Source organism: Streptomonospora sp. PA3 (assembly GCF_009728995.1).
GTDB lineage: Bacteria > Actinomycetota > Actinomycetes > Streptosporangiales > Streptosporangiaceae > Streptomonospora.
The window spans coordinates 393,354-417,374 of the sequence record NZ_VTZW01000003.1 but is presented as its reverse complement, the minus strand read 5'-3'; the positions used below and the strand labels follow the sequence as shown (position 1 = coordinate 417,374).

Genomic DNA, 24,021 nt, shown 5'->3' with positions numbered 1-24,021 from the left:
TCCGGCCGCGCCGGTGCGGCCCGGCGGTGCGTCGCGGCCCTGCGCCCCGGATCGGGGGTCGGTCACCGGGCCGCCTTCGCGGGGCGGGTCGGGGGGCCGCCGCCGGCGGGGGCGGCGCCGCGCAGGCGGATCCGGGTCGCGCGGGCGGTGTCCGACCGCTCGCCGCGGCCGTTCGGCCCCGCCGGGCCGGGGGTGCCGGGCGCCGCGGGCTCGGGGGGTTCGCCGGTGATCAGCCGCGCCATCGCCGTGCCGCTGCGGTCCCAGGTGAAGCCGGCGGCCCATTCGCGGCAGGCGCGGCGGATGCGGGCGGCGCGGACGGGATCGCTGAGCTCCCGCAGGGCCGCGGCGACGACGTCGCTCAGTTCCTCTCCCTCACGTACCAGCCAGCCGGTTTCGCCATGGCGCACCGAGTCGCGGAGGCCGTCGACATCGTAGGCGACCGTGGGGACCCCCAGGCCCGCCGCCTCGATCACGGTCAGGCCCCACCCCTCGAACTCCGAGGCGGTGACGTGCAGCAGCGAACCGGCCAGCACCGCGTTCTTCTGCGCTTCGGGGAGGAACCCGTGCAGGCGGACGTGGTCGTGCAGGCCGCCGCGTTCGATCTGCTCGGCGAGGGTGGCGCTCTCGGGGCCGCGGCCGACGACGTGCACCCGCAACTGCGGGTAGGTGCCGCGCAGGTCGCGGGCGATGTCGACGATGCGGGAGACGCGCTTTTGCACCACGAGCCGGCCGAGGCTGACGATCGCGGGCGATCCGGTCTCGGCCTCGCTGAGGAAGCGGTCGGGGGCGACGGGCTGGCGGGGCGGGCTGCCGTTGTGGATCACGGTGATGGGGGCGCGCCAGCGCAGCTTCTCGCGCATGGCCCGGCGGGAGGACTCCGAGACCGTGACGGTGGGACAGTTGCGGTAGACGCGGCTGGCCACGGCGCTCTCGATGAACCGGCCCAACCAGGCGAGGGGGCGGCTGAAGTAGGCGTCGAACTGCAGGTCGTGGACGTGGTGCACGACGCTGACGACCCGGGTGCGGCGCGGGAGCACCAGGCGGGAGAAGAAGGGGACGCCGTTCATACAGTCCAGCGCGGCGTGGAACTCGCGCCGCCACAGCAGCAGCCACAGCATGACCAGCGGGTAGACGGTGAACTTGCCGCCCATGCGGCGGATGACGATGCCCTCGCGGGTCTCGACGCGGGCCTGGCCGGGTTCGCGGCTGGTGAGGAAGGTGACCACGGCGCCGCGGGCGGCCAGGTGGCGGCTGATGCGCCAGGCGTACTCCTCGGCGCCGCCGGCGGCCTCCTGCCAGGGGTCGCGCCAGTTGATCATGACGGTGCGCAGGCCGTCGAGCCGCGGGCGGCCGGGGTCCTCGCCGTCGCCGCCCGGCTGAGCGGGCGGCCAGGCGCCGGCCTGCCGGTCGCGGGCTGCGGGCGGAGCGGCGGGGGCCTGCGCCTCGGGCGGGCACTCCGGCTCGGCGTCGGGCGGGGCCGCGTGCAGTCGCCGGTAGCCGGGGTCGGGGAAAAGGGGTATCTGCTGGAACGCCACATGCTCTCCTGTTCCGCCCATTCGGCCGGGTCACCCGGCGAGCGGGTGCCCACCGGGTGCGGCGCCCGGATGATGGAACCGAAAGCGGCGCACAGCCGGGGGGTCGGTGTGGACCGCGCTGGGGGGATGCGCGGGCGTCCTTGCGCGAGGCCGGCGCCCGCCGCGCAGGAGCCGTGGCCGCCTGGGGCGGGCGGTCCGGTCGGCCGGCGGGATCCGGCCGGGGGGTGGGTGCGGCCGGGTCAGCGGTCGCCGTAGTTGTACAGCGAGCGGTTCACCGGCTCCGCCGACGACGAGGCCTCGGTGGCGACGGTGGTGCCGACGAAGGCCAGCCCGCCGGCGAGGGCCGCGCCGATGACACAGGCGGCGAGGATTTTGATCACGTGGGGTTCTCCTTCCGCGATACCGCACCGGGGGACGGTCCGGCACGCCTGGAAACGAGACTAGAACCTGATTCACCGAGTGACCAGATAATTGCCCCAACTGTAACGAACCATGCCGAGGCTTCCAAGCCCGTCAGACCGTCCTCGGGCGGATCTACATGCCGATCCGGCACTTCGAGGAGGAGCAGCCGCGCGCCGTCGTGCACGGCGACCGGCCCGGCGGCGCCGGGCGAGAACCTGTTCTCGCCGCCGAGCGGGCCGAGGGCGGCCTCGGAGCCGGTGCCCGCCGGCCCCCCGGCGGCCCGGCGCTCCACCAGGATGTAGCGGACGCCCATCGCACCCAGGGCCCGGGTGTAGCGGCGGATTCCGGGCTGTGCGGCGTGCAGCCGCTCGACGCGCCGCGCGAGCGGATCCTCCCCCTCGGCGACGCGCACCCGGCCGCCGTCGCCGACCCGCAGGTCGTCGTTCCAGACGGTGCGGCGGTCGAAGAGCTTGGTGGCGGGGTCGAGTACGACGACCCTACGTCCGTCCGCGCGCCAGTCAAGGCCGCGGTAGGCGCTCCAGGGCAGCACGAGGACACGGCCGGGGCGGGGATCGCCGTCGACCAGGCTCTGGACGCGGTGCCACTCGGGGGGATAGCCGACGGGTTCGAGCCGGCCGGCCGCCCCCCACAGCAGCCCGGGGAGCAGCGCCAGGGGGGCCAGTGCCAGCGCGGCGCCCAGCAGGGCGCCGGCGCGCTCGGAGGCGCCGCGGCCGCCCGCGGCGAAAGGTGCGCACGCGCCGGGAGCCCGGCGGGCCGGGGCGGTGGCGGCGGCGCCGGCGGCGTGGGGCCGCTCTGCGCCGCCCGGGCCACCCGTCCCGCCGGCCTCCGGGAGCCGGAGACGGCGTCGGAGGGTCGGCACCGCGGTCGTCCACAGGCGGGTGAATCCGTGTGGCGCCGGCGGGGCGGAGTCGGCTTGACTTGAGATAAGGGGTTCCCCCGGAGCCTCCCGTTCGCCGTGCCCTCCTCCCCCGGCGCGTCGTCGCGCACCCGGTGCCGCTCCGCAGGCCCACAGCACCGCTCCCCCGATGCCCGCCGCCTGCAGCAGCGCCAGCGGGGCCACGTAGAGCTGGCCGTCGCGCAGCGGTCCGAACCCCGGCCAGAGGCCGATCAGCGCCGACAGCGCGTGCTGGCCGGGCCCGGTCGTGCCCGCCAGTGCGACGGCCAGGCCGGCGGCGGCCGCAACCGAGACGCCCGCTCCGTACCCCGCGGCCCCGCCGCGACGCACCAGCCACACCCAGCCGACCACCGCGGCCGCCGACAGGGTCAGCCGGCAGGCGGCCGGAACCGGCAGGCCGTACCAGGCCGGCACCGCGTGGGCGTTCCAGATCCCGCCCAGCGACAGCAGCGAACCGGCCGCGCCGAAGGGGGTATCGGCGCGCGCGGCGAACAGGCCGACGGCCGCGGGGTCCGTGCGCGCTCCGCTGCCCAGCGCCGGCACCAGCCAGGGCAGGGACAGCAGGAGGACGGCCGCGGCGACGGCCCCGCCGGCGCGCAGCGCACGAGCGGCGCTCCGTCCGCCCAGTACGGCCGCGGGCAGACCCACCAAGGCCGACAGCACCATCCCGGAGAACCCGCCGATGGCCGCCGGCAGCAGCGCCGGCACCAGCCGCGCCACGTCCCGCGGCCCCGCCGGGCGGTGCGCCGCGGCCAGCCGGGCGGCCGCGGCCGCCACCCAGGGCAGTCCCGCGTAGCCCAGGAGCATCGCCCACTGCCCCAGCAGCAGCCGTTCGGCGACGAAGGGGTTCCACACGTAGAACACGGCCGCCGCGGCGCGCGCCGCGGCCTCGCCGGCCGCTCCGGCGCGGCCGGCGGGAACGAGCCGTCCCGCGCCCGCGCCCCCGAGGACGAACACCGCCATCAGCAGCAGGGCTTGGGCGGCGTCGCCCGGCAGCAGCAGACCCAGCGCGCCGAGCACGGCGTCGCTGGGCACGGCCCGCGGGAATCCGCCACCGCCGCCCAGAGTCACCGCCGACAGCGGAGGGGTCGGCACGGCCACCATGTCGTAGCGCAGCACGAAACCGGGGCCCAGGGCCGGACCCAGGGCCAGCGCCCCGGTGGCGGCCCCCACCGCCCAGGGCAGCAGGCGCGCGATCCGGGCGGCAGTCCGGGTGCGCGGTGCGGCGCCGGCGGCGCCCGGGTCCGCGGGACGGTCGGGCGGCCGGGTGCGGCCGGCACCGCTCATTCCGGCGCCCGGACGGTCACCGGTGCGGAGTAGCCGCCGCGCACGTAGTCGCGGTGCGACCGGACGGCGAACTCCCAGCCCGCCGCGCCGGAGTCGCCGATCGACCAGCGGGTCGCGCCGTTGACGACCGCGACGCTGCGCCAGCCCTCGCCGCGTCCGGGGCCGCGGCCGTCGCGCGGTTCGCAGGCGGGGGCAGCGGCGCCGGGCGAGGGCTCCTCGCCGGCGTCCGGCGGGTCCTGCGGGGCCGACGGTGCGGGCGATGGCGTGCCCCCTCCCGCAGGCGGCGAGGGGGACGGCGGTGTCGGCGCGGTGCAGCGCAGCGGGCGACGCCACACTTCGTAGTGGGTGGCCGAGGAGACCTCGGCCCAGGTGAGGATGGTGCCGTCCGACTCCGCGCGGACCCATTCGGGCGCCGCGGGCGGGTCGTCTGACGGGACGATCTTCACCGGGTCGGACATTGCTCCCCCGTCGTCGCCCTTGAACGGCTGCACGGCGAACTCGTAGGTGGCGCCGGCCAGCAGCCGGTCGACGACCACCGACGGTTCGCGGCCCTCGGAGGCCGATACCTCCACGGGCAGCCGGACGCGGTCGTCGGGGTCGGGCCGCAGCCGCTGCTGCAGCACCTGGTAGCGGGTGGCGCCGGGTACCCGGTCCCAGCTCAGCCGCACGCCGCGGTCGGTCTCGGCGGCTGTGACCTCGGGGGCGGTGCGCGGTCCGACGCGCACATCGGGCAGCGGGCGCGGGTAGGGCTCGCCCAGACCGAGGTCGGCGGCGAGGGCGTCGGCGAACGCCGCGGCGACCTTCAGTTCGCCGCGGGCGTTGGGGTGGGTGCCGTCCCAGGTGTCCTCGGCCGGCGCGAATCCGGCGGTGGTGCGGGCGACGACCACCGGTGAGCGTCCGCCGGTCAGCTCCCGGGCCAGATCGGGCAGCGCCGCGTTGAACCGGGCGATGCGGGTGTTCAGGGCTTGGCTGGAGTCGTTCCCCCACACCGGCGTGACCTCCCCCAGCACCACCCGGATGCCGCCGTGGGCGACCCTGGCGGTGGTGACGGCGTCGCGCACCGCCGACAGCGTGTCGTCCACCGACGCGCCGTGGGCGAAGTCGTTCACGCCGGCCATGAACAGCAGGTAGTGGGGGTCGTGTTCGGCGACCTGCTCGCCGACGTCGTGGGCGAGGTCGGCCGCGGTGGCTCCCCACCGGCCGGCGTGGTCGGTGTCGAAGTCGGGGGCGGCGTAGCTGGTGGCGCCCTGCCCTCCGGAGACGACGTCGAGCATGGTGTCGTAGGGGCCGACGAAGTCGACGTCGAGGCCGGACCGCGCGCTCAGGTGCCGCCAGAGACGGTAGCGCCAGGTGAAGTCGCCGCTGCTGCCCTGGGCCAGGGAGTCGCCCGCGATCATGATGCGGGCGGTGCCCGCGGGCGGCGGGGCGGAAACGGACGGCGCCGTCCCGGGACCGCCCGGGTCGCCGGGCCCGTCGGTGCGGAAGGTGCCCATGGCGCTCTGGATCAGCAGCAGCGTGATGAACATGGCGGCCACGGTGATCCCGAACAGGCCGAGCGGTGTGGGCCGCAGGCGTGCCGGGGTGTCGGCGGACCCGCTGCGCACCAGCCGCCGCCACAGGCGCCCTGCCCGCCCTGCGTGCTCCGCCTCGCCCGCGCCGTTCCGGGGCTCAGCGGCGCCGGCGCCGTTCTGGGAGGCGGAGTCGGCGCCGTCCTCGGCGCCGTCCTCGGCGCCGGTGTCGGCGGCCGCCGCGGTCCCGTCGCCGACGCGGACGGGGTCGGCGGAAGCGGCCTCGGATGCGCCCGCGCGGGCTGCGGAACCGGCGGGGTCGCCGTGGTCGCCGTGGTCGCCGTCCCCGAGCGGGGGGTCGGCGGGCCCGCGGGCGGTGCCGCCTGATTCGGCGGCGCCGTCGCCGCCGCGATCGCGGCCCGCGGGCGATGCGCCGGGCATGAGTCGGCGGGCGAGGCGGAGCAGCCGTGTGCGGATGCGGCCGGGGGGATCGTGCTCGCTGGCCACTCTGGGATCACCCCCCGCGTGTGCGGGTCGCGGGCCTCGCCGGCGCCGAACCGGCCGGTGGCGCGATCCGGGTGTGGGGTGGCACTGGGAACGACCTCCGTGGCTGGCTGGGATGGCGTGCGGGGATCTTCGGCGGCGCCGGGCTGCGGAAGGGGTGGATCCGGCGCCGCACTCTCCGATTGAACTCCACGGAGTCCGGCGTCCGCATCCCGGGCCGGGGGCCTGTGGAAATCCGCCCGGTCGCCTCGAAGGCCGCAGGAACGGGTGCGGCCCCGCAGGCCAGTAGAACATGTACTACCGACGCTCGCCAGGCGGCGCCGACGCCGTCCACCGCGCGCTCCGGCGGCCGCGCCCACTGCGCCGATCCCGGTTGACCTGCGCGGTCCACGCATTTGATCGGTACTGGTGAGCAGCGAGAGCGGCGAGGACGGCGCGGGGTTCGGCCGGGCGGCCGCCGGTCCCGGTGTCCGCCGGTGGCTCACGCGACGGCGAGGAGGTCGACGAGGACGGCGCGGGGTTCCGCCGGCCCGGATCGGTGAGGACGGGCGCCGGTGGCCCCTGCGACGGAGCGGCGAGGCCGATGTGGGGACGGGCCGGCGACCACCGGCTGAGGTCGGCGCGCGGCCGACCACCCGACGAGGCGGCGACGGCAGCGGAGAGTGCGGCCCGCACGAATCGCGTCCGGTGCCCGCCGGTTGGGCGCCCGACGAGAGGTGGCGAGGGCGGCGCGGGGTTACGCCCGCGCGGATCGGGTCCGGTGCCCGCCGGTTGCGGTCAGCGACGAGACGGCGAGGGCGGTGCGGGGTTAAGCCCGCGCGGATCGGGTCCGGTGCCCGCCGGTTGCGGTGGGCGACGGGGGCGGCGAGGGCGGTGGATGGCTGGGCCGGGCGGTCACCGGTTGCCGGGGCGGGTGGCGGGTCGCTCGACGGGGCGGCGAGGTCGGCGGAGGGCTCGGCCCGCGCGGATCGGGCCCGGTGCTCGCCGGTACCGGTGGGCGACGAGGCAGCGAGGGCGGCGGGGGTACGGGACAGCGACCACCGGCTGGTGCAAGCGGATGGCCGATCACCCGACGCGGCGGCGACGGCGACGGAGGGCCGGACCCGCGTGGATCGGTTCCGGTGGGCGTCGGGGACGGCGCGCCCGGGGCGCGTTCCGGGGCGCCTCGTCCATTCGCGCAGCCGGACCGGAACCCCCAATGCCCGATTTAATTTAACTCGCTCCGGCCCCGGTCGCGTCGAGGGTGTCGGTGGGGCCACGCTCGGCGCCGAAAGTGACCCTGGCGACACCCTCGACGCGGACCCCGGACGCAGAAGCCGGACATTCGGCACCTTTGGGGCGGCGGCGGGGCGACGAGGCGCGGCCCGAGCCCGCCCGGGCGGGCTCGGGCCGCGCGGAGGGCCGCCCGCGGCGTCGAATCCTCCCGCGATGTCCGGTATGCGGGGGCGCCGGGACGGCCCGCGCGGCCGGGATCGGCGATGATCATGGCGTTTGGACCGGGGATCCGCACCCGAAGCGATCCAAACGCGCACCTCGTGGCGCCCGGCCGCCGCCACCTCCCGCCACAGCCGGGCATTGCGGGCAAACCACCCCGGTTTCCTTCCGCATCCCGGAAACCCTGGGGTTCCGGTGCGCCGCGCAGCCCCACCGCGCGCCATCGGCGGGCATCGTCGACCCAACGCGAGGCGATATGCCCGGAACAGCCCGCCCAGGCCGTGTCTCAGAACGGCGGGGGCGCCGCTTTCCAGGAACCCACCGGGCACCACCCGGGGCGGTCACCATCGGGGTTGCGGCAATGGGTGCGCCTCGCGAAGCGCGATCACAGCTTGCCGCCGAGCGCACGCTGCACCGTTGCGCCGGAGGCCCGCCATCGGTGGTACGGCTCCGTCTGACAGGTGCAGCGCGCGCTCGGCGGCAAGCTGGCGCACAGCGCTTCGCGCATCACAGCCCCATTGCCGCAACCTCCTGTGGTGACCGACTCCTTGAACACGACGTAGGCGCCCCCACCGCCGCCCCGTCGGGCGGCCCACCACCCACCTTCCGCAACCGGTGATCGCCCAGCCCGCCCCAGCCGGCCATCGCCGCCTTCCTCGGGTGCGCGACCGGCGGGCACCCGAACCGACCCGCGCGGGCTCAGCCCTCCGCCGCCCTCGCCGCCCCCGTCTCCCACCGCAACCGGCGGGCACCCGAACCGATCCACGTGGGCTCAGCCCTCCGCCGCCCTCGCCGCCCCCGTCTCCCACCGCAACCGGCGGGCACCCGAACCGACCCGCGCGGGCTCAGCCCTCCGCCCACCTCGCCGCCCCTCGTCGCACGCCCAACCAGCAGGCACCTGAACCGACCCGCGCGGGCTTAGCCCTCCGCCCACCTCGCCGCCCCGTCGAGCGACCCGCCATCCGCCGCCAGCAACCGGTGACCGCCCGGCCCAGCCATCCACCGCCCTCGCCGCCCCTCGTCGCACGCCCAACCGGCGGGCACCCGAACCGATCCCCGCGGGCCCAACCCTCCGCCGTCCTCACCGACCCCGCCGGGCGACCCGCCACCCGCTTCTCACAACGAGCCGCACTTGCCCGCCCCACCCGGGGTAATCCGAACGACCTCGGGCTTAGGATCGGACCGCACCTCATGGCCGCGGGCGCCGCGTGCCGCCCTCGCACCTCCCCCGCCGGCCCGTCGCCTCGTCCGATACCTTCTCCCCCAGTCCGCTCCCGTCGTTCCCCGCTCCGCTCCCGTCGTTCCCCACTCCGCTAACGTCCGCGCCAGTGCCGCGGCCCGGCCGGACCCCCGTCCCGGCCCCCGGTCCGTCCGGCCGCGGCGCGGCCCCGTCCGGAAAGGCGGCGCCCGTGACAGGTCTGATCGCCGCGCTGGTCTCCGCCGCGGTCTACTCGCTTGGCCTGACCGTCGAGCAGCGGGCGCTGCACCGCTCCCCCGCTGTCAGCGTGCACCGCCCGCTGCACCTGGCCCGCGTCCTGCTGGGCAATCCCCGCTGGGTGGGCGGATGCGTGCTGGCGGCCCTGGGTAGCGTCGGGCTGATCATCTCGCTGGGGCTGGCGCCGGTGTCGGTGGTGCAGCCGGCCTTCGCCGGCGGGATCTCGACCATGCTGCTGATCGTGGCGGTGGTCCTCGGCGAGCCGATCACGCGCGGGGAGCGCCTGGCCCTGGGGCTGATGCCGGTGGCGCTGCTGCTGCTCAGCCTCTCGCTGGGGTCGGGCGGTCGGACCGGGACCACCCCGCACCTGCCGCTGCTGCTCGGCGTCAGCGCGGCGACGGTCGTGGGGTGCACGCTGGCCATGGCCGCCGCCGGGCGGGCCGGGCGCTACGTTTCGGCGGCGGCGATGGGGGCGGCCGCCGGGCTGGCCCAGGGCGCCGCGGGGCTGCAGGGCAAGGCCGTGGGTGGGTTGCTCGTCGAGGAGGGGCTGGTCGCGGCGGTTCCCGCCGTCCTCGCTTCCCCCTATCCCTACCTCTACGCCGCCGGTTGGGCGGTGGGCATCGTGCTGTTCCAGACGTCGATGCAGCGCTCCCGCGCCGCCGTCACGGCGCCCGTGGCCAACGTGACGGGCAACGTCTTCATGGTGGTGGCGGGCACCGCCGTCTTCGCCGAGGACCTGCCCGGCGACCCCCTGCGCCTCGCGCTGCGCGTCGCCGGTTTCGGGCTGACCCTGGCCGTCGTGGTGCTGATCCGCGGCAACGTGGCCCGCGCCGAGGCCGACACCGCACGCACCCGAGCCGCCCGCGAGGGTGCATCCCGGCAGCCCGGCGCTGGGCCGCGGGCCTAGCGACCCGGCCGGCGGCCTTTCGGGGCTCCGTGCCTTCCCCGAACGCGCCAACCTGTCGCCGGCGGCCGCGGCGGTTGCGGCGAGATCGCCGGGAGTACGGGCCGGTGAGGGCCCGCGGCCGCAGCACCGAGCGCGGGACGCCGCCCGGTCCGGCCGCCGTGCCCGGAACGGGTCAGACGCGCACCGCCAGGGCCCGACCCAGTGCCGGCGCCGCGACCTCGGCCCAGGCACCGACGACTCCGCGCGGGTCGGCGAGCTCGCTGCGGCCCAGCAGCAGGCCCGGCTCGACGACCCAGGCGCCGAGGTCGGCCAGGAGCACCCGCAGATCGTCCTCGATGGTGCGCCCGTTGCGCAGGTCGTCGACGACGGCCATCGGAACGGCCACTCCGTGGCCCAGGCCCAGCTCCGGCAGCCGGTCCAAGAAGACCTTGAGCAGGCCGGTGTAGCTGCCGTGGGCCTGCGGCGACGCCACCAGCAGCACATCGCTGCGGCGCACGGTCTCGACCGCGTCGACCACGTCGCGGCCGGGCCGCGCGGCCAGCAGCGCGGGGCCGAGTTCGGCGAGGTCGACGACGTCGGCGGGGCCGGTGCCGCCGCGGCCTCCGGCACTCCGGGCGCCGCCGGGCCCCAGTGGTCCGACGAGTCCGGCCAGCGCACCGGAGGCGTGCTGGGCCGCGGCTCGGATGGCCGATCGCGGCTCGGGGTCGGCGACGAGAACGGTCGAACGGGTCATGGTGGAACTCCTGGTGAGTGCGGCTGGTCGGACCGGCCCGGCGCGGGGGGGGGGGGGGGACCTCGGCGGCGGCGCCGGGGGCCGGGCGGACGCGGGCGGAGCACGCCGCGGGCCGGGCGGGGACGTCGGCTGACTTGTTCGCTGCGGGCGGGTGCGTCAGGGCATCGGATCACCGGGCGGCGGCGCCGCGACCGCGGTGCGGGCGGTCCCGGTGCGGGCGCACGCGGGAGGCGCCGTGCCGGCCTCGGCTGCCGGAAGCGGACGGGGAGGCGCTCCCCGGCGGCGCTATCGGCGACAGAGCGCGCTGGCCTGCCGGCGCAGATCGACGTGCAGGCGCTGGACGAGCAGCTCACCGGACATGTCCACCATCATGATCGGGGTCCCGGCTATCGTCAATGCGTGGCGGATGCGACCGCCCGCCCTCCGCCCAGCCGGAGCCGGCACCGGTCCGCGCCGCCGCTCCCGGGTACCGGGGGTGATGCGGGGGCGCTGGCGTGTGCCCGCAGACAAAGGACGAACAGTGTGTTATCGGGCACAGGAGGACGCCGCATGGGCCAGGGGCCGACCGGGACGACGCTGACGAACGCACGGCTGCTCACCCCCCACGGGATCCGGGCCGGCTGGCTGCGGGCGGAGAACCAGCGCATCACGGCTCTGGGCACGGGCGAGGCTCCGCAGAGCGAGACCGAGGCGGTCGACGCCGGCGGCCGGTGGGTGCTGCCGGGTGCCGTCGACATCCACGTCCACGGCGGTGCGGGCGCGGCGTTCAGCGACGCCGACCCCGAGCGCGCCATGCGCATCGTGGAGTTCAACCGCTCCCAGGGGGTCACGACGCTCGTCGGCGGGCTGGTCACCGCCGCGCCTGAGGACACCCTGGACCAGATCGCGGCACTGGCCGAGGTCGCCGACGCCGACGGGATCGCCGGCGTCTACCTGGAGGGCCCCTACATCGCCGAGAGCAAGTGCGGAGCGCACGATCCCGCCCTGCTGCGCGCCCCCGACCTCGCCGAGTTCGCCCGCATGCTCAAGGCGGGACGCGGCCACGTGCGGATGATCACCGTCGCGCCCGAGCTGCCGGGCTCCCTGGAGCTGATCCGCGCGGCCGTCTCCGAGGGCGTGATCGCCGCCGTCGGCCACACCGACGCCACCTACGACCAAGCGCGCGCCGCGTTCGACGCCGGCGCGACGGTGGCCACCCACGTCTACAACCAGATGCGGCCGCTGCACCACCGCGAGCCCGGGCCGATCGCCGCCGCCCTGAACGACGAGCGCGTCACCGTCGAACTGATCAACGACGGCGTGCACGTCCACCCCGGCGCGGCCCGGCTGGTGTTCGACAACGCCGGCGGCGACCGGGTCGCGCTGATCACCGACGCGATGTCGGCCACCGGCCTGGGCGACGGCGAGTACACGCTGGGCAAGCTGCGGGTGCGTGTGGAGGGCGGACGGGCCCGGATCGCCGAGACCGGGCAGATCGCCAGCAGCACGATCGTGCTCCCCGACGCGGTCCGGCGCGCCGTGCACACGATGGGGGTCCCGCTGGAGACCGCGGTGCACGCCGCCACGGCCGTTCCGGCGCGTGCCCTGGGGCTGGCGGGCGTGGGGTCGCTGACCGCGGGCGGCAGGGCCGACCTGCTGCTGCTGGACGACGACCTTTCCGTGGCCGCCGTCATGCACCACGGCGAATGGGTCACCCGCCCCTGAGCCGCCGGCGCCGCCGGCCGGGGCGGGACGAGGCTCCGGTCCGGCGACGGCCCGTTCACCGCGGATCCGCGCACCTTCCCCGCCCGGATCTGCGCACACCCCTTCGGTGCGTGACCTAGGCTGCGCCCCCGGAACCGCCTCGGGGCACCTGGCCACCAGGTGGCGGCGTTCCGGTGTGTTCGCCTGCGGCGCCAGGCCGACGGCGATAGCCATGTGGTACTGCACCGTCCGGCGGGTAGCGCGTCCCAGCACGCAGCCTGCCGTCATGCACCTAGGGGGAGATTCGATGGAGATCGCCGTGTCGGTGGTCGTACCGGCCTACAACACATCACGGGGGATCCTGCGCGGCCTGGACTCGCTCCGCCGCCAGACGATGCCCCGCGAGCGCTTCGAGGTGATCTACGTCGACGACGGTTCCACCGACGGCACCGGCGAACTGCTGGATTCCGAGCTCGCCGGGGAACCGAACTTCTCCGTGGTGCACATCGAGAACTCCGGCTGGCCGGGCCGCCCGCGCAACATCGGCGTCGAGCGGGCGCGCGGACAGTACGTGTTCTTCATGGACGACGACGACCGCCTCGGCCCCGAGGCGCTCGAACGCCTCTACGCCAAGGCGGTGCAGGACGAGGCCGACATCGTCATCGGCCGCATGGCCGGCGTGGGCCGCAACGCCCCCCGGGAGGTCTTCCAGCGGCCCATGTCGAACGGCTCGCTGCGCACCCGCCCGGTGCTGCTGAGCACCCTGACGGTGCAGAAGCTGTTCCGCCGGGCGTTCCTGCTCGAAAACGGCATCTCCTTCCCCGACGGCAAGGTGCGCCTCGAGGACCACATGTTCATGCTGCGCGCCTATCTGGCCACCGACCGCGTGTCGGTCGTGCACGACTACACCTGCTACTACTGGGTGCGCAACAAGGGCTTCGGCAACATCTCCTACAGCCGCAAGGAGCCCGCCGAGTTCCTCGGCAGCATCGAGCAGATCTTCGACATCATCGACGAGCACGTCGAGCCCGGCGCCTTCCGCGACCGGCTGATCGCCCACTGGCTGCGCTCCAAGCTGCTGGGCCTGTTCCAAGGCGGCAAGTTCCTGCGCCAGGACCACGAGCGGACGGCGATGATGCACGAACTGGCGGGCGACCTCGTGCGGCGGCGCGTCCCCGAGCAGGCCGTGGCGCGGCTGAACGCGTTCTCCCGGCTGCGCGCGGCGGCGCTCACCGCCGACGATCCCCGGCTGCTGCGTCCGGTCGCCGAGTTCGAGGAGGACATCGCGCACCGCACCCGCATCACCGGTTTCTCCTGGGAGGGCGCCGCGCTCGTCGTGGACACCGAGACCACGCTGGAGCACGCCTCGACGGGCGCGCCCCTGGAGTTCCGGCGCGAGGGAGACTCCGTCTACTGGGACCTGCCCGACGAACTGCTGGCGGTGCCCGCGATCAAGGAGGCCGCCGAGATCAGCGGCGAGGTGGACAAGGTCGTCTGCCGCGCCTTCGCCTCCCGCTCGGGGGACCCGGCGGTGGTCAGGCTCCCCCTGGACGTCGAGGCGCACCAGGAGCCCGCCGAGACCCCCGGCCGGTTCCGGCTGCGGCTGTCGGGCCGGATGCGCGTCGACGCCGACGGCGGCGACCACGGGCACCCCCTCACCGGAACCTGGTGGTTCAGCACCCGGGTGGTCATCGGCGGTATCGGCCACAACACCATGCTCGGCCCCGACCGCACTCGGGAGGCCGAACGCACCCGCACGCCCGCCTTCGTCGGGACCGCGGACGCGCCGCGGTTCGCCAACCCCTACTGGAACGCCGACGGCCTGCTCACCCTGTCCACGGTGGGCAGTTGGCGCCCGCTGCGCCGTGCCGTGCGCACGGGGCTGGCGCCGACCGTCTCGCGCACCGCCGCGGGACTGCGCGTGGAGATCCCGCTGGCGGTGCATGCCGCGGCCCCGGGAACGCTCATGCTGGTGTGCACCGGCGAGGGCCGGGAACCGCTGAGCGCCTCCGCCCGGGTCTACGCCGCACCGCGCCGCCCCGACGGCACGGCGCTGCCCACCGCGGTGCTCAGCGCCACCCTGCCGATGCCTTCGGGACACGGTGGTGTGCTGCATATCGGGGTGGGAGAGGGCGACGCGCACACGCGGCTGGGGCTGGACCTGTACCGCACCCCGCTGGGCTGGCGCATCGGCCGCCCCGAGGGTCCGCTGGCGCGGCGCTGCGCCCGCGCGTGTGTCAGAAAGGCCCGGCGCACGGCCCGCCGGATGCCCCGGCCGGTGCGCCGCGCCTACGTGGGAGTCAAGCAGGCGCTGCGCACAGCGGGCCGGGGGCGGAGCGCTCCCGAGCCCGCGGCCGCCACAGCCGCCGCATCGTCCGGCGCGCCGGTCCCGAGCACCGCGGCGGAACGGACCGTGGAGGCGCCTCCCGTGCGGACGGCCCCGCGGGTCGGCGCCGGCGTCGGATCCGGGGCGGGCACGCCGGCCCGCGAGAAGCGGGCACTCGCCGACGGTTCGCGGCGCAGCGGCTAGGTCCTGTTCAAGAACGGCGGGGGCGCCGCTTCCCGGGAACCCACCGGGTACCGCCTGGGGATGTCGGCATCGGGGTCGCGGCCATGGGTGCGCTTCGCGCATCACAGTCCCGTTGCCGCAGCCGCTGTGGTGTCCGGCTTCTTGAACAGGACGTAGCCGGATACCGGTGCACGGCGCACGGCGGTGCCCGTGATCGGTGGGCCCGGCGTGTCGGTGTAACGATACGCGATCAATTCGATGCGGAGAGCGACAATGGTCGGACGAGTGCCGCATGAGCTAAGGAGGCCGCCGTGGTCGACAGCCCTTCCACCCGCCACTCCCCGCCCGCTCCCGCGAACCTGACCCATTCGGCAGGACGCGCCCAGCTCAGTGAGCTGGCCACGGCGGTGACGCGCTACGGCGTGTGGGCGCGCGTCATCGACGACGCGGCGCCGCCGTACCTGCGGGTGAGCAACCCCGAGTCCGCCTACGCCGTCGAGGACGTGTTCTGCGAGCCCCGGACCCACGACCACGCGTTCATCGCGTCGTTCGGCGTCCATCTCGGCAGCAGCCACAGCCTGGAGCTGACAGCGCGCAAGGTCGCCTGGCTGGTCGGCGCCACGGACGCGTGACCTCCGCCCCGGGGTGCCTCCGCCGAGCGGATCGGCGGAGGCACCCCTGCGTTGGAGCCGGGTCGGCTCAGGCCCGAGTGGCGACGGCGATCAGGTACTCCCAGTCCGAAACGAGCGCGCCGCCGTCCGTGCGCCCGGACGCCTCGGCGACGGCCGCCAGGTCGTCGTGGAAGGTGCGCCTGCCGTCCTCGGTCAGCCGCTGCGCCGCTTTCAGCGTCGGCCCGTAGTGCTCGACGAAGTAGGACGCGAAGTGCTCGGGCGACAGGAACCGCTGCGTGACGGACCCCCTCTCGACGCCGAGCCGCGACACCCGGTCACCCAGAAGCTCGCGCAGGACCTCCTCGCTGCCCCACCGCACCGGCGGCTGCGCGCCGGCCGGCGGCGGGACGTGGCCGGAGACGGTCGCCAGCAGCCGCCCCACGAAACCCTCGGGTGTCCAGTTGAGCAGCCCGATCACGCCGCCCGGCTTGCACACGCGCACCAGCTCGCCGGCCGCGCGCCGGTGGTCGGCGGTGAACATGACCCCGATCGCCGAGAGCACGTAGTCGAACTCGGCGTCTGCGAACGGCAGCCGCTCGGCGTCGGCCTCCTCGAAGCGCACGGGAAGGCTCTCGGCGGCCGCCCGGCGGCGCGCGGTCTCCACGAGCCGGGGCACGTAGTCGATGCCGGTGACGTCGCAGAACCGGCGGGCCGCGGCGAGCGCCACGTGACCGGTGCCGGTGGCGACATCGAGCACCCGGGAGCCCGGGCGAAGGTCCACGGCGTCGCAGAGCCGATCGGCCAGCGGCACCGTCAACCATGCGATCCGATTGTAGTCCCCGCTGCTCCACGTCTGCTGCTGTTTCGCCTTGATGTCCTCGAAGGCGTCTGCCGTCGTCATGATGGCGCTTCCTCTCCCGCGACCGGGGCGGTCCGCTCTCCCCATCACCCGGGCGCGGCCGGTGCCCCGCCGACGGGGCCGGGGCCGAACACCGCGGAATCCGCAGGAGGCGCTCCCGCCGCTTTCGATGCCGGGTCCCACCCTCGTCGGCCGCGGCGCCGCAGACATCCGGTACGACTACGGACATCGCCCCTGGGCAGACGCCCCTGCCGGTGCGAGAATGCCAGGCAGGAGCGCACCGCCGCACCCGCGGCCGGTCAGGGAGGAGCGCGGCGGGGCCGGCGGGCCGTTCCGGGAGGTCGCGATGCCGACGCTGTATGGCCGCGAAACCGAGCGCAGCGTGCTGCACCGGCTCGTCGGCGAACTGGCCGGCGGGCGCGGCGGGGCGGCGCTGCTCGAAGGGGAACCGGGCATCGGCAAGACCGGCCTGCTCGGCGACGCCTGCGACCACGCGCGGCGGCACGGGTGCTCGGTACGAGCGGCGGCAGCCGAGGAGTTCGCGTCCCGACGCCCCTTCGCCCTGTTCACCCGGGCGCTGGGGATCGATCCGGCCGAACCGGCGCCGCACGGACGGGACCGCACTCCCGAAGGCGCCGAGTCCGCACTGGCCGACCGCGTGGTGGAGGCCGCGGAGCGGCTTGCGGCTGCGCACCCGCTCGTGCTCGCCTGCGACGACCTGCAGTGGGCGGACTGGTCCTCCGCCGCGGTGCTGCACCGCCTGGCCCGATCGGCCGCGACCACGCCGCTGCTGCTCCTGCTCTGCTTCCGCCCCGCACCCCGGCCGCCCGGACTGGCCCGGCTGCGGCGCGCCCTGGCCGCGGCCGGCGCCCCGTACCTCCGGGTGGGCCCGCTCACCGCCGAAGACGCCCGGCGGATGGCTGCCGATCTGCTCGGCGGACCGCTCGATGCGCGGACGCGCGAGCGCGTCGACGCCGCCGGGGGCCACCCGGTGTTCGTCGAGGAGCTGGTGCGCGGCCCCGAAGGGTCCGGGCCGGTCGCCGCCGGTCTCCCCGCATCCGTGAACGAGGCGATCCTGGCCCGCATCGGTCTGCTGGAGGACCCGTCGCTGGACGTGCTGCGTTACGCGGCCGCGTTCGACGCCCCGTTCGGCCTCGCCGATCTCGCGCTGGTCACAGGCCGCGACGTCCCGGCACTGCTCGACCTGCTGCGGGACCCGATCGCCCTGGGCGTGCTGACCGAGGCCGGCGACCGGTACGCGTTCCGCCACGACCTGCTGCGCGAGGCCGTCTACGGGGCCACGCCCCGCCCGATCCGGGCCGCGCTGCACACGCACATCGGCAGGGTGCTGGCCGAGCAGGACCGGGATGCGCTGACGGTGGCCTCGCACCTGAACCGCGGGGCGTCTCCCGGCGATCCGGAGGTGGTCACCTGGCTCGTTCGGGCGTCCGACGACACGCGCGACCACGCCCCGGGCGCCGCGGCGGAGCTGATGGAGCGAGCCGTGGCCGTCGCCGGCACCGACTCCCCCCGCCGCAGGCCGCTGCGTCGGCGGCTGCTGCACCTGCAGGTGGAGGCCGGCGCCCTGGACGAGGCGGTAGGCCTGGGCGAGTCGATGCTGGCCGAGCGTCCGCCGGCGCCGGAGGAGGAGAGCGTCCGCCGCGCGGTGGCGGAGGCGCGGCTGTGGCAGGGGCGGTTCGCCGATGCGGCGGCGATGCTCGCACCCCTCGTCGCCGGTGAGAGCAACGCCGGCTCCGGCCCCGGAGGCTCCCTCCTGGCGGCGTGGTACGCGTTCCTGCAGGCGTGGCTGGATCCGACGGGCGCGGACCCGCTGGTCGACGGCGCGCTGAGCAGCGGCGCGACCGACCGCGAGGCACGGTACTTCGCACTGGTCGCCGACGCCAGCCGCCAGATGATCCGCGGCCGTCTGAGCTACGCCGCCGACCAGGCCGCCGCCGCCGGTTCGATCCTGCTGGAAATGCACCGCAGGGAGCAGGCGGTGCGGTGGCTGCCCCCGATGAAGCACCTGTGCGCCGCCGACCGCTACACCGAGGTCGCCGACCGGTTGAGGCACCCGCTCTGGCAGCGCGGCAGGCACCAGCCGCTGCGCCAGTCGATTCTGGCCGCCATGCATTACACGCGCGGCGAGTGGGACGACGCCTCGGCGGCCGCCGAGACCGCCATCGCGGCCGCCGACGACCTGGACAGCGCGTGGGGCAGCCGGAGCGACACGGTCTGTGTCCGCGGGCTGGTCGCGATCGGCCGGGGACGGCTCGACGACGCGGAACGGGTCGCGGCCGACGCCGCCCCGGCAGACCTGGCGGCGCAGAGCGTCGCCGCTCAGCTCGACCAGGCCCTGGGGCGACGGAAGGCCGCCGAGGAGCGCATCGCCGCCGCGCGCAAGCAGTTGCTCGCCGAGCCCCTGTCACGGCACCTGCTGCGCGACACGTGGACGGTGTGGCTGCCGGTGTGCCTGGAGGCCGGCGACCATGCCATGGCCGAGTCGATCGCCGCCTCGGTGGCCGGGCTGGCCGATACCGCGGGGGTCCCCTCGGCTGCCGCGGCCGGGTTGTTCGCCCGCGGGCTCGTGGCCGGCGACCCGGACGCACTGACGGCCGCGGTCGAGGAGTACCGGCATACCCCGCGCATCGTTGAGCTCGCGCAGTGCCGGGAGGCCGCCGGCGGCGCCCTGGCGGGCCGGGGCCACCGTGACGACGCCCGGGAGCACCTGCGTGCCGCCGCGGAGTCCTACGAGAGGATGGGGGCCGCCCGGCACGCGGCCCGGGTCGATGCGGCGCTACGGGAGCTGGGGGTGTGCCGGGGACGACGCGGCCCGCGGCGCAGGCCCGAGACCGGGTGGGAGAGCCTCACGGCCACCGAGCGCGCGGTCGCGGAGCTGGTCTGGCGAGGACTCCTCTACCGGGAGATCGGCGAGCGCCTGTTCATCTCGCGGCGCACGGTGGAGACCCACGTACTGCACATGTTCGCCAAGCTCGGCGTCAACAGCCGCCGCGAGCTCGCCGAGGTCGTGCGGGCACACACGACGTCGTGACAGCCGGAGACCACAACGGGACGGCCGCCGGGACACGCTCCGCGTGCCGGCAGGACCGTCCCGTCGAGCCCGGCGGGGGTCCGGGGGTCGCCCCCCGGGAAATACAGCGGCCCACGGGGAAGACGACACTCGCCGTCGACCACACGTGGGCCGGCCCAAGCGGGGGTCCGGGGGTCGCCCCCCGGGAAATACAGCGGCCCACGGGGAAGACGACTGTCGTCGTCGACCACACGTGGGCCCGCTCGTGGAGGTGGCGGGAATCGAACCCGCGTCCTTCGATGACGTACCAGGGCTTCTCCGAGCGCAGTTCGCGTTGGCGTTCTGCTCGGCTCCAGCGCTCCCGCGAACGAGTCGCTGACGAGCCCAGCCACGTGAATGTCCCGCTCAGACCCCGTGGCCTGGTCTGAGCGGTAAGTCCTCAAACCGATGCCGGACACTGGACCGAGGACGGGTCCAGGCCGACAGAGTCGCTATCGCTTAGGCAGCGAGAGCGAACTCAGTGCGCTTGGAATTGGCACTTGTGTTTAGCGCGAGGCAGGATTTACGAGGTTACGTCGCAACCCTCGGCTCGCTTCCCCTGATACGGCGATCAAAGTCGAAACCGATCACCCCCTGTGCAGTTTTCAACGGGCCGCGGCCCGCAACCGGGTCCACCGCAGTGGCCCCGTGCGATCCAACGCTACCGGTACAACGGAGCGGAGTCCAAGATGATTCCCGCTATCGCAGCCGATTCGCGATCTTCTGCTCGGCGGCGCCGGAGCGGTCACGCGCGGTCACCGCTGCCCGGACGGGGGACGCAAAAGAATCCCCCGCGGGCGCGGACGGGAACCATCGACGCTGCCCGCGAGGGCGGCCGGCAGGGTCGGGCCGGCCTTTTCTTTCGGCAGGGCCTCCCCCGAGACGAGGTCCTGCATCCGACTGGTCCGCAACCCCCTTTGCGGTCCCAGTCACCCGTGGAGACGCACCCTGCCCCCACAGGGGTTGCTCCTCCACGGGATTTTTTTCGCACTCGGGACAACACACCGCATCCCAGGGTGATTCCCAAAGTCGGGTACCCGCGCCGCCGGCGCCCGAGCGGGACCGGGCCCGCGGCCGCCTACTCGGGGGGCAGGCCCGGCACGCTGGACGGTGTGGCACTGGGCGCGGCCCCGGCCGCGCCGGACTGGCCCGCCTGGTCCTGGCCGGCGCCGGCGCCGGGCGGCTGCGGAGCCTGCTCGGCGAGGTCCTCGACGTAGCCGTAGGGCAGCTGCTGCAGGAACGAGCCCGCGGCGGTCACCGCATACTGCTCCCACAGCTGGATGGAGGGGTGCACCTCGGCCACCAGCGCGAAGGCGAGGTCGCCCTGGTAGCCCACGAACCACTGGACCGCCGTCTGGCGCCCGCCCACCTTCTGCGTCGTGTTGGCGACCTGGGCGTGTACCGGGACGGTACCGACGTCGGCGGTGGCCGCGCTGGTCTCCACCGCCGAGCGCATCATCTCCTGCACCCGCTTCACGGCCTGCGGGTCGAGCTTGCGGGCCGATCCCTGGGGCACGTTGGCGGCCTCGTCGTCGGCGACCAGCCGCGGCGGGTGCCAGGTGCCGTCGCTCACGGCACCGGCCACCAGGGCCATCGACAGCGGGCTGACGCGCACCTGGTCGGTCCCGGCCATGGCCGCGGCCACCTCCCCGGCCGAACCGGGGGTGCGGAAGCCGCCGTTGAAGGTCGGCACCGACAGCCGCCAGTCCCCGCCGATCCCGAAGTCGTGCGCGGCGGCCTCGATCGCCTCGCCGCCGACCTTCTCGCCCATCTGCGCGAAGGCGGTCGTGCAGGCGTAGCTGAAGTTGGTGGTGAGGTCCGGGCTGCCCGACAGGCCGGTGTTGTTGGGCGTGGTGAACGTGCGCCCGCCCACCTTGGTCTGGTTGTCGCAGGCCATGGTGTCGCCCGGGGAGTAGCCGTGCTGCAGCGCGGCGGTGTAGGAGACGATGCTGAACGCCTCTCCGGGGCGGTATTCCGCGGTGAACGCGCCGTCGTCGTCGGTCCCGCCGCGGTTGCCCACCGCCGCGAGGACCTCGCCGGAGCGGGCGTCGAGTGCGACGAGGTAGCCCCGCCCCGGCAGGGTGTCCAGGGCCGCCGCGCCGGCCTCCTGCACGCGCAGGTCCAGGGTGGTCTGCAGGGAGCCGCTCTGCAGCCCCGGCCACGACTGCAGCACTCCGGTCTGGTCACCCTTGCCGTCGAGGGTGACGACCTTGGTGGTGGCGGTGCCCGCCAGGCGCTGCTGGAAGACGTTCTGCAGACCGGTGAGCCCGACCGTGTCGCCCGCCTGGTAGGTGCCCGCCACGCGCGAGGAGACGTTGTGCTCGGCGGTGCCGGCGACCTCTCCGACGACCGGGGCGGCGGCGCGCGGTTTGAGCCGCATGTCCAGCGGCTGAGTCTGCACACCCGGGATCGAGGTGGCCCGGCGCCGCAGCCGGTCGCCGACCTCGCCCTGGCGCATCAGCACCAGCGGTTGGAACTCCTCGGGGGGCGCGGAGCGGACCCGGTCCAAAAGCGGGTCGGCGTCCTCGCCCAGCAGCTCGGCCAGCTCGGCGACGCCGCGGTCGGGGTCGGGCATGTCGGCGGGTACGACGCCGAAGGCGGTCACCTTGGTCGTGCCGACCAGGGGATCACCGCCGCGGTCGTAGATCTGCCCGCGGTCGGGGATGTCGTAGCTGACGGCGATGCGCTCGTCGGCGCCGAGTTCGGGGTGGATGACCGAGGGCGACCATTCGATGAGCCAGCCCTGCGGGCCCTCCTGCAGCGGCATGGAGCCGGTGTACTTCCACACGGGGTCGCCGATGCCCAGGTCGGCCTGCGCGCCGAACTCGGCTCGGGCGGAGGCGCCGTCCTGGGTGATGGGTCCCAGCGAGAAGCGCATCCCGGCCAGGTCGAGCTGGCGGGCGGCGTCCTGCAACTCGTCGGCGACCTTCTCCTGGTCGCCGTCGGTGTAGGCCGCCGCGGAGGAGTAGTCGCCTGCCTGCCACCGCAGCAGGAAGTTGCGCACCGCCACTTCGGGGGAGGGCTGGGTGGTGCAGCCGGCCGCCGCGGCCGCGACGGCGAGCCCGGTCCCTGCTGCTAGCAGACGGCGAAGGTGACGGGGGGACACCCTTGCGATCCTTTCACAACGCCTCAGCGCCGGCGCCGCAGCGCGCGCTCGATGTCGCGCTTGGCCTCGCGCTCGGCGATGTCGCGGCGTTTGTCGTAACTGCGCTTACCGCGGGCCAGTGCGATCTCGACCTTGGCCTTGCCCTCGCTGAAGTACAGGGACAGCGGGACCAGGGTGCGCCCGGCCTCCTGGGTCTTGCCGATCAGCCGGGCGATCTCCTCGCGGTGCAGCAGCAGCTTACGCGGTCTGCGGGCGGCGTGGTTGGTCCAGGTGCCCTGCGCGTACTCGGGGATGTGGACGTTCTCCAGCCACACCTCGCCGTCCTTGACCTGGGCGAATCCGTCGACCAGGGAGGCGCGTCCGGCGCGCAGCGACTTCACCTCGGTGCCGGTGAGCACGATGCCCGCCTCGTAGGTGTCGTCGATGTGGTAGTCGTGCCGGGCACGGCGGTTCTGCGCGACGAGCTTGCGCCCTTTTTCGCGTGGCACAGGTATTCCCCTTCTCGACCGCTCCGTTGCGCGGGCCTCCGCGGCCCGCTACGCGGGCTATACCCGCAGATAGCGCCGCAGTGTCAGGAACGATGCGACAGTACAGAGCAGCACACCCAGGATCAGCGACACGCCGATGACCGACAGCAGCGAGCCCGTCGAGAGCGTGACGTCGAACTGGAACCACTCCTGGATCCTGGTCAGCAGCAGGAACCGGGCGGCCACGATGAAGCCGGAGGCGATGATGCCGCCGATCAGGCCGGCGATCGCGCCTTCGAGCAGGAACGGAAGCTGGATGTAGAAGTTCGACGCGCCCACGAGCCGCATGATGCCCGTCTCCTTGCGGCGGTTGTAGGCGGCCAGGCGCACGGTGTTGCCGATCAGCAGCGCGGCCGCCGCCAACTGCACGAAGGACACGGTCAGCGCGGCGGCGGTGAGGCCGTCGAGCAGCCCGAAGAACTGCTCCAGCACCGCCTGGTCGTCGTAGATCGTGTCGATGCCCGGGCGCCCCTCCATCTCGTCGGCCACGGCCTGGTACTTGGTCGGGTCTTCCAACTGCACCCGGAAGTTGTCGGGGATGTCGCCCTTGCGGACGGCGTCCACCATGGCCTGGTTGTTGGAGAAGCGCTCCTGGAAGTCCTTGTAGGCCTGCTCAGCGGTGACGTACTCGACACTCTTGACCTGGCCCATCGACTCCAGGTCCTGCTGGATCTGCTGGCGCTGCTCGTCGGTGGCCGGCCCGTTCTCCTCACACGTGCGGGAGTTGGAGATCTCCGTGCACATGTAGATGGTGAGGGTCACGCGCTCGTCCCAGTACTGGCGCATCTGCGACACCTGCTGGTTGATCAGCAGACCGCCGCCGAAGAGGGCGAGCGAGATGGCCACCGTGGTGATGACCGCCACGGTCATGGTCAGGTTGCGACGCAGACCGATCCAGATCTCGGAAAGTACGAATTGTGCACGCATGAGAGTTAAGGGTCCATCCTTGTGGGCTTCGCCGCGCTGCACTGACCAACGCAGGAGCGCTGGCAGGC

At 74.8% G+C, this 24,021-nt stretch carries 15 protein-coding genes and 1 other RNA gene; 5 read left to right on the top strand and 11 right to left on the bottom strand.

Annotation, left to right across the window (positions count from 1 at the left end; genetic code table 11):
* Positions 1 to 62: 62 nt before the first annotated feature.
* The 4 genes from FZ103_RS02205 to FZ103_RS02195 all read right to left on the bottom strand — a co-directional run bounded on the left by FZ103_RS02205 (position 63) and on the right by FZ103_RS02195 (position 6,155).
* Positions 63 to 1,535 (bottom strand): glycosyltransferase family 4 protein, encoded by a 1,473-nt coding sequence (locus FZ103_RS02205; protein ID WP_186355683.1) that lies wholly within the window; start codon positions 1,533 to 1,535, stop codon positions 63 to 65.
* Between the two features lie 239 nt (positions 1,536 to 1,774).
* Positions 1,775 to 1,915 (bottom strand): hypothetical protein, encoded by a 141-nt coding sequence (locus FZ103_RS24800; RefSeq protein ID WP_186355682.1) that lies wholly within the window; start codon positions 1,913 to 1,915, stop codon positions 1,775 to 1,777.
* Entirely contained in the window at positions 1,912 to 4,140 is a 2,229-nt protein-coding gene (locus FZ103_RS02200; protein WP_155998291.1) for a hypothetical protein, read from the bottom strand. Before FZ103_RS02200 ends, FZ103_RS24800 begins: the two co-directional genes overlap by 4 nt.
* Complete coding sequence (locus tag FZ103_RS02195) at positions 4,137 to 6,155, bottom strand: GDSL-type esterase/lipase family protein (protein WP_343233333.1); 2,019 nt, start codon at positions 6,153 to 6,155, stop codon at positions 4,137 to 4,139. Before FZ103_RS02195 ends, FZ103_RS02200 begins: the two co-directional genes overlap by 4 nt.
* A 2,840-nt stretch (positions 6,156 to 8,995) precedes the next feature.
* Here FZ103_RS02195 and FZ103_RS02190 point away from each other — a divergent pair.
* Positions 8,996 to 9,928 carry a hypothetical protein gene (locus FZ103_RS02190; RefSeq protein WP_186355681.1) on the top strand — a complete coding sequence of 311 codons (933 nt, stop codon included), beginning with the start codon at positions 8,996 to 8,998 and terminating at the stop codon, positions 9,926 to 9,928.
* A 172-nt stretch (positions 9,929 to 10,100) separates the two neighbouring features.
* Here the strand turns inward: FZ103_RS02190 and FZ103_RS02185 are convergent, their stop codons facing one another.
* Positions 10,101 to 10,661 carry an NADPH-dependent FMN reductase gene (locus tag FZ103_RS02185; RefSeq protein ID WP_155998289.1) on the bottom strand — a complete coding sequence of 187 codons (561 nt, stop codon included), beginning with the start codon at positions 10,659 to 10,661 and terminating at the stop codon, positions 10,101 to 10,103.
* 285 nt (positions 10,662 to 10,946) lie between these two features.
* Positions 10,947 to 11,021 carry a putative leader peptide gene (locus tag FZ103_RS25925; RefSeq protein WP_343233346.1) on the bottom strand — a complete coding sequence of 25 codons (75 nt, stop codon included), beginning with the start codon at positions 11,019 to 11,021 and terminating at the stop codon, positions 10,947 to 10,949.
* Between the two features lie 189 nt (positions 11,022 to 11,210).
* On the opposite strand from FZ103_RS25925, the gene nagA reads away from it, so the two are divergent.
* The 3 genes from nagA to FZ103_RS02165 all read left to right on the top strand — a co-directional run bounded on the left by nagA (position 11,211) and on the right by FZ103_RS02165 (position 15,485).
* Positions 11,211 to 12,365: an N-acetylglucosamine-6-phosphate deacetylase gene (gene nagA / locus FZ103_RS02175; RefSeq protein WP_155998287.1), complete on the top strand. Its 1,155-nt coding sequence runs from the start codon at positions 11,211 to 11,213 to the stop codon at positions 12,363 to 12,365.
* Between the two features lie 286 nt (positions 12,366 to 12,651).
* Positions 12,652 to 14,874, top strand: coding sequence for a glycosyltransferase family 2 protein (locus tag FZ103_RS02170; protein WP_155998285.1), 2,223 nt, complete (start codon positions 12,652 to 12,654; stop codon positions 14,872 to 14,874).
* A 338-nt stretch (positions 14,875 to 15,212) separates the two neighbouring features.
* Positions 15,213 to 15,485 carry a hypothetical protein gene (locus tag FZ103_RS02165; protein WP_155998662.1) on the top strand — a complete coding sequence of 91 codons (273 nt, stop codon included), beginning with the start codon at positions 15,213 to 15,215 and terminating at the stop codon, positions 15,483 to 15,485.
* Positions 15,486 to 15,552: 67 nt separating this feature from the next.
* Here FZ103_RS02165 and FZ103_RS02160 read toward each other — a convergent pair whose 3' ends face one another.
* Positions 15,553 to 16,365 (bottom strand): class I SAM-dependent methyltransferase, encoded by an 813-nt coding sequence (locus FZ103_RS02160; RefSeq protein ID WP_155998283.1) that lies wholly within the window; start codon positions 16,363 to 16,365, stop codon positions 15,553 to 15,555.
* 304 nt (positions 16,366 to 16,669) lie between these two features.
* Here FZ103_RS02160 and FZ103_RS02155 point away from each other — a divergent pair, with 304 nt between their 5' ends.
* Positions 16,670 to 19,375 (top strand): AAA family ATPase, encoded by a 2,706-nt coding sequence (locus FZ103_RS02155; protein WP_186355680.1) that lies wholly within the window; start codon positions 16,670 to 16,672, stop codon positions 19,373 to 19,375.
* Between the two features lie 242 nt (positions 19,376 to 19,617).
* On the opposite strand, the gene ssrA is transcribed toward FZ103_RS02155, so the two are convergent.
* From ssrA to ftsX, 4 genes are all read right to left on the bottom strand, one after another.
* Positions 19,618 to 19,988, bottom strand: a transfer-messenger RNA (tmRNA) gene (gene ssrA / locus FZ103_RS02150).
* Between the two features lie 483 nt (positions 19,989 to 20,471).
* Entirely contained in the window at positions 20,472 to 22,499 is a 2,028-nt protein-coding gene (locus tag FZ103_RS02145; RefSeq protein WP_186355679.1) for a penicillin-binding transpeptidase domain-containing protein, read from the bottom strand.
* Between the two features lie 23 nt (positions 22,500 to 22,522).
* On the bottom strand, positions 22,523 to 22,987 hold the full coding sequence (gene smpB / locus FZ103_RS02140; RefSeq protein WP_186355678.1) for an SsrA-binding protein SmpB: 465 nt from the start codon (positions 22,985 to 22,987) through the stop codon (positions 22,523 to 22,525).
* A 57-nt stretch (positions 22,988 to 23,044) separates the two neighbouring features.
* On the bottom strand, positions 23,045 to 23,953 hold the full coding sequence (gene ftsX / locus FZ103_RS02135) for a permease-like cell division protein FtsX (protein ID WP_186355677.1): 909 nt from the start codon (positions 23,951 to 23,953) through the stop codon (positions 23,045 to 23,047).
* Positions 23,954 to 24,021: the final 68 nt, after the last annotated feature.

Bases quoted from the DNA above. Each gene is read 5' to 3' on its own strand.
- FZ103_RS02200 (WP_155998291.1), bottom strand. From the start codon at position 4,140: ATGAGCGGTGCCGGCCGCACCCGGCCGCCCGACCGTCCCGCGGACCCG.
- FZ103_RS02160 (WP_155998283.1), bottom strand. From the start codon at position 16,365: ATGACGACGGCAGACGCCTTCGAGGACATCAAGGCGAAACAGCAGCAG.
- FZ103_RS02185 (WP_155998289.1), bottom strand. From the start codon at position 10,661: ATGACCCGTTCGACCGTTCTCGTCGCCGACCCCGAGCCGCGATCGGCC.
- FZ103_RS02170 (WP_155998285.1), top strand. From the start codon at position 12,652: ATGGAGATCGCCGTGTCGGTGGTCGTACCGGCCTACAACACATCACGG.
- nagA (WP_155998287.1), top strand. From the start codon at position 11,211: ATGGGCCAGGGGCCGACCGGGACGACGCTGACGAACGCACGGCTGCTC.
- FZ103_RS02155 (WP_186355680.1), top strand. From the start codon at position 16,670: ATGCCGACGCTGTATGGCCGCGAAACCGAGCGCAGCGTGCTGCACCGG.
- ftsX (WP_186355677.1), bottom strand. From the start codon at position 23,953: ATGCGTGCACAATTCGTACTTTCCGAGATCTGGATCGGTCTGCGTCGC.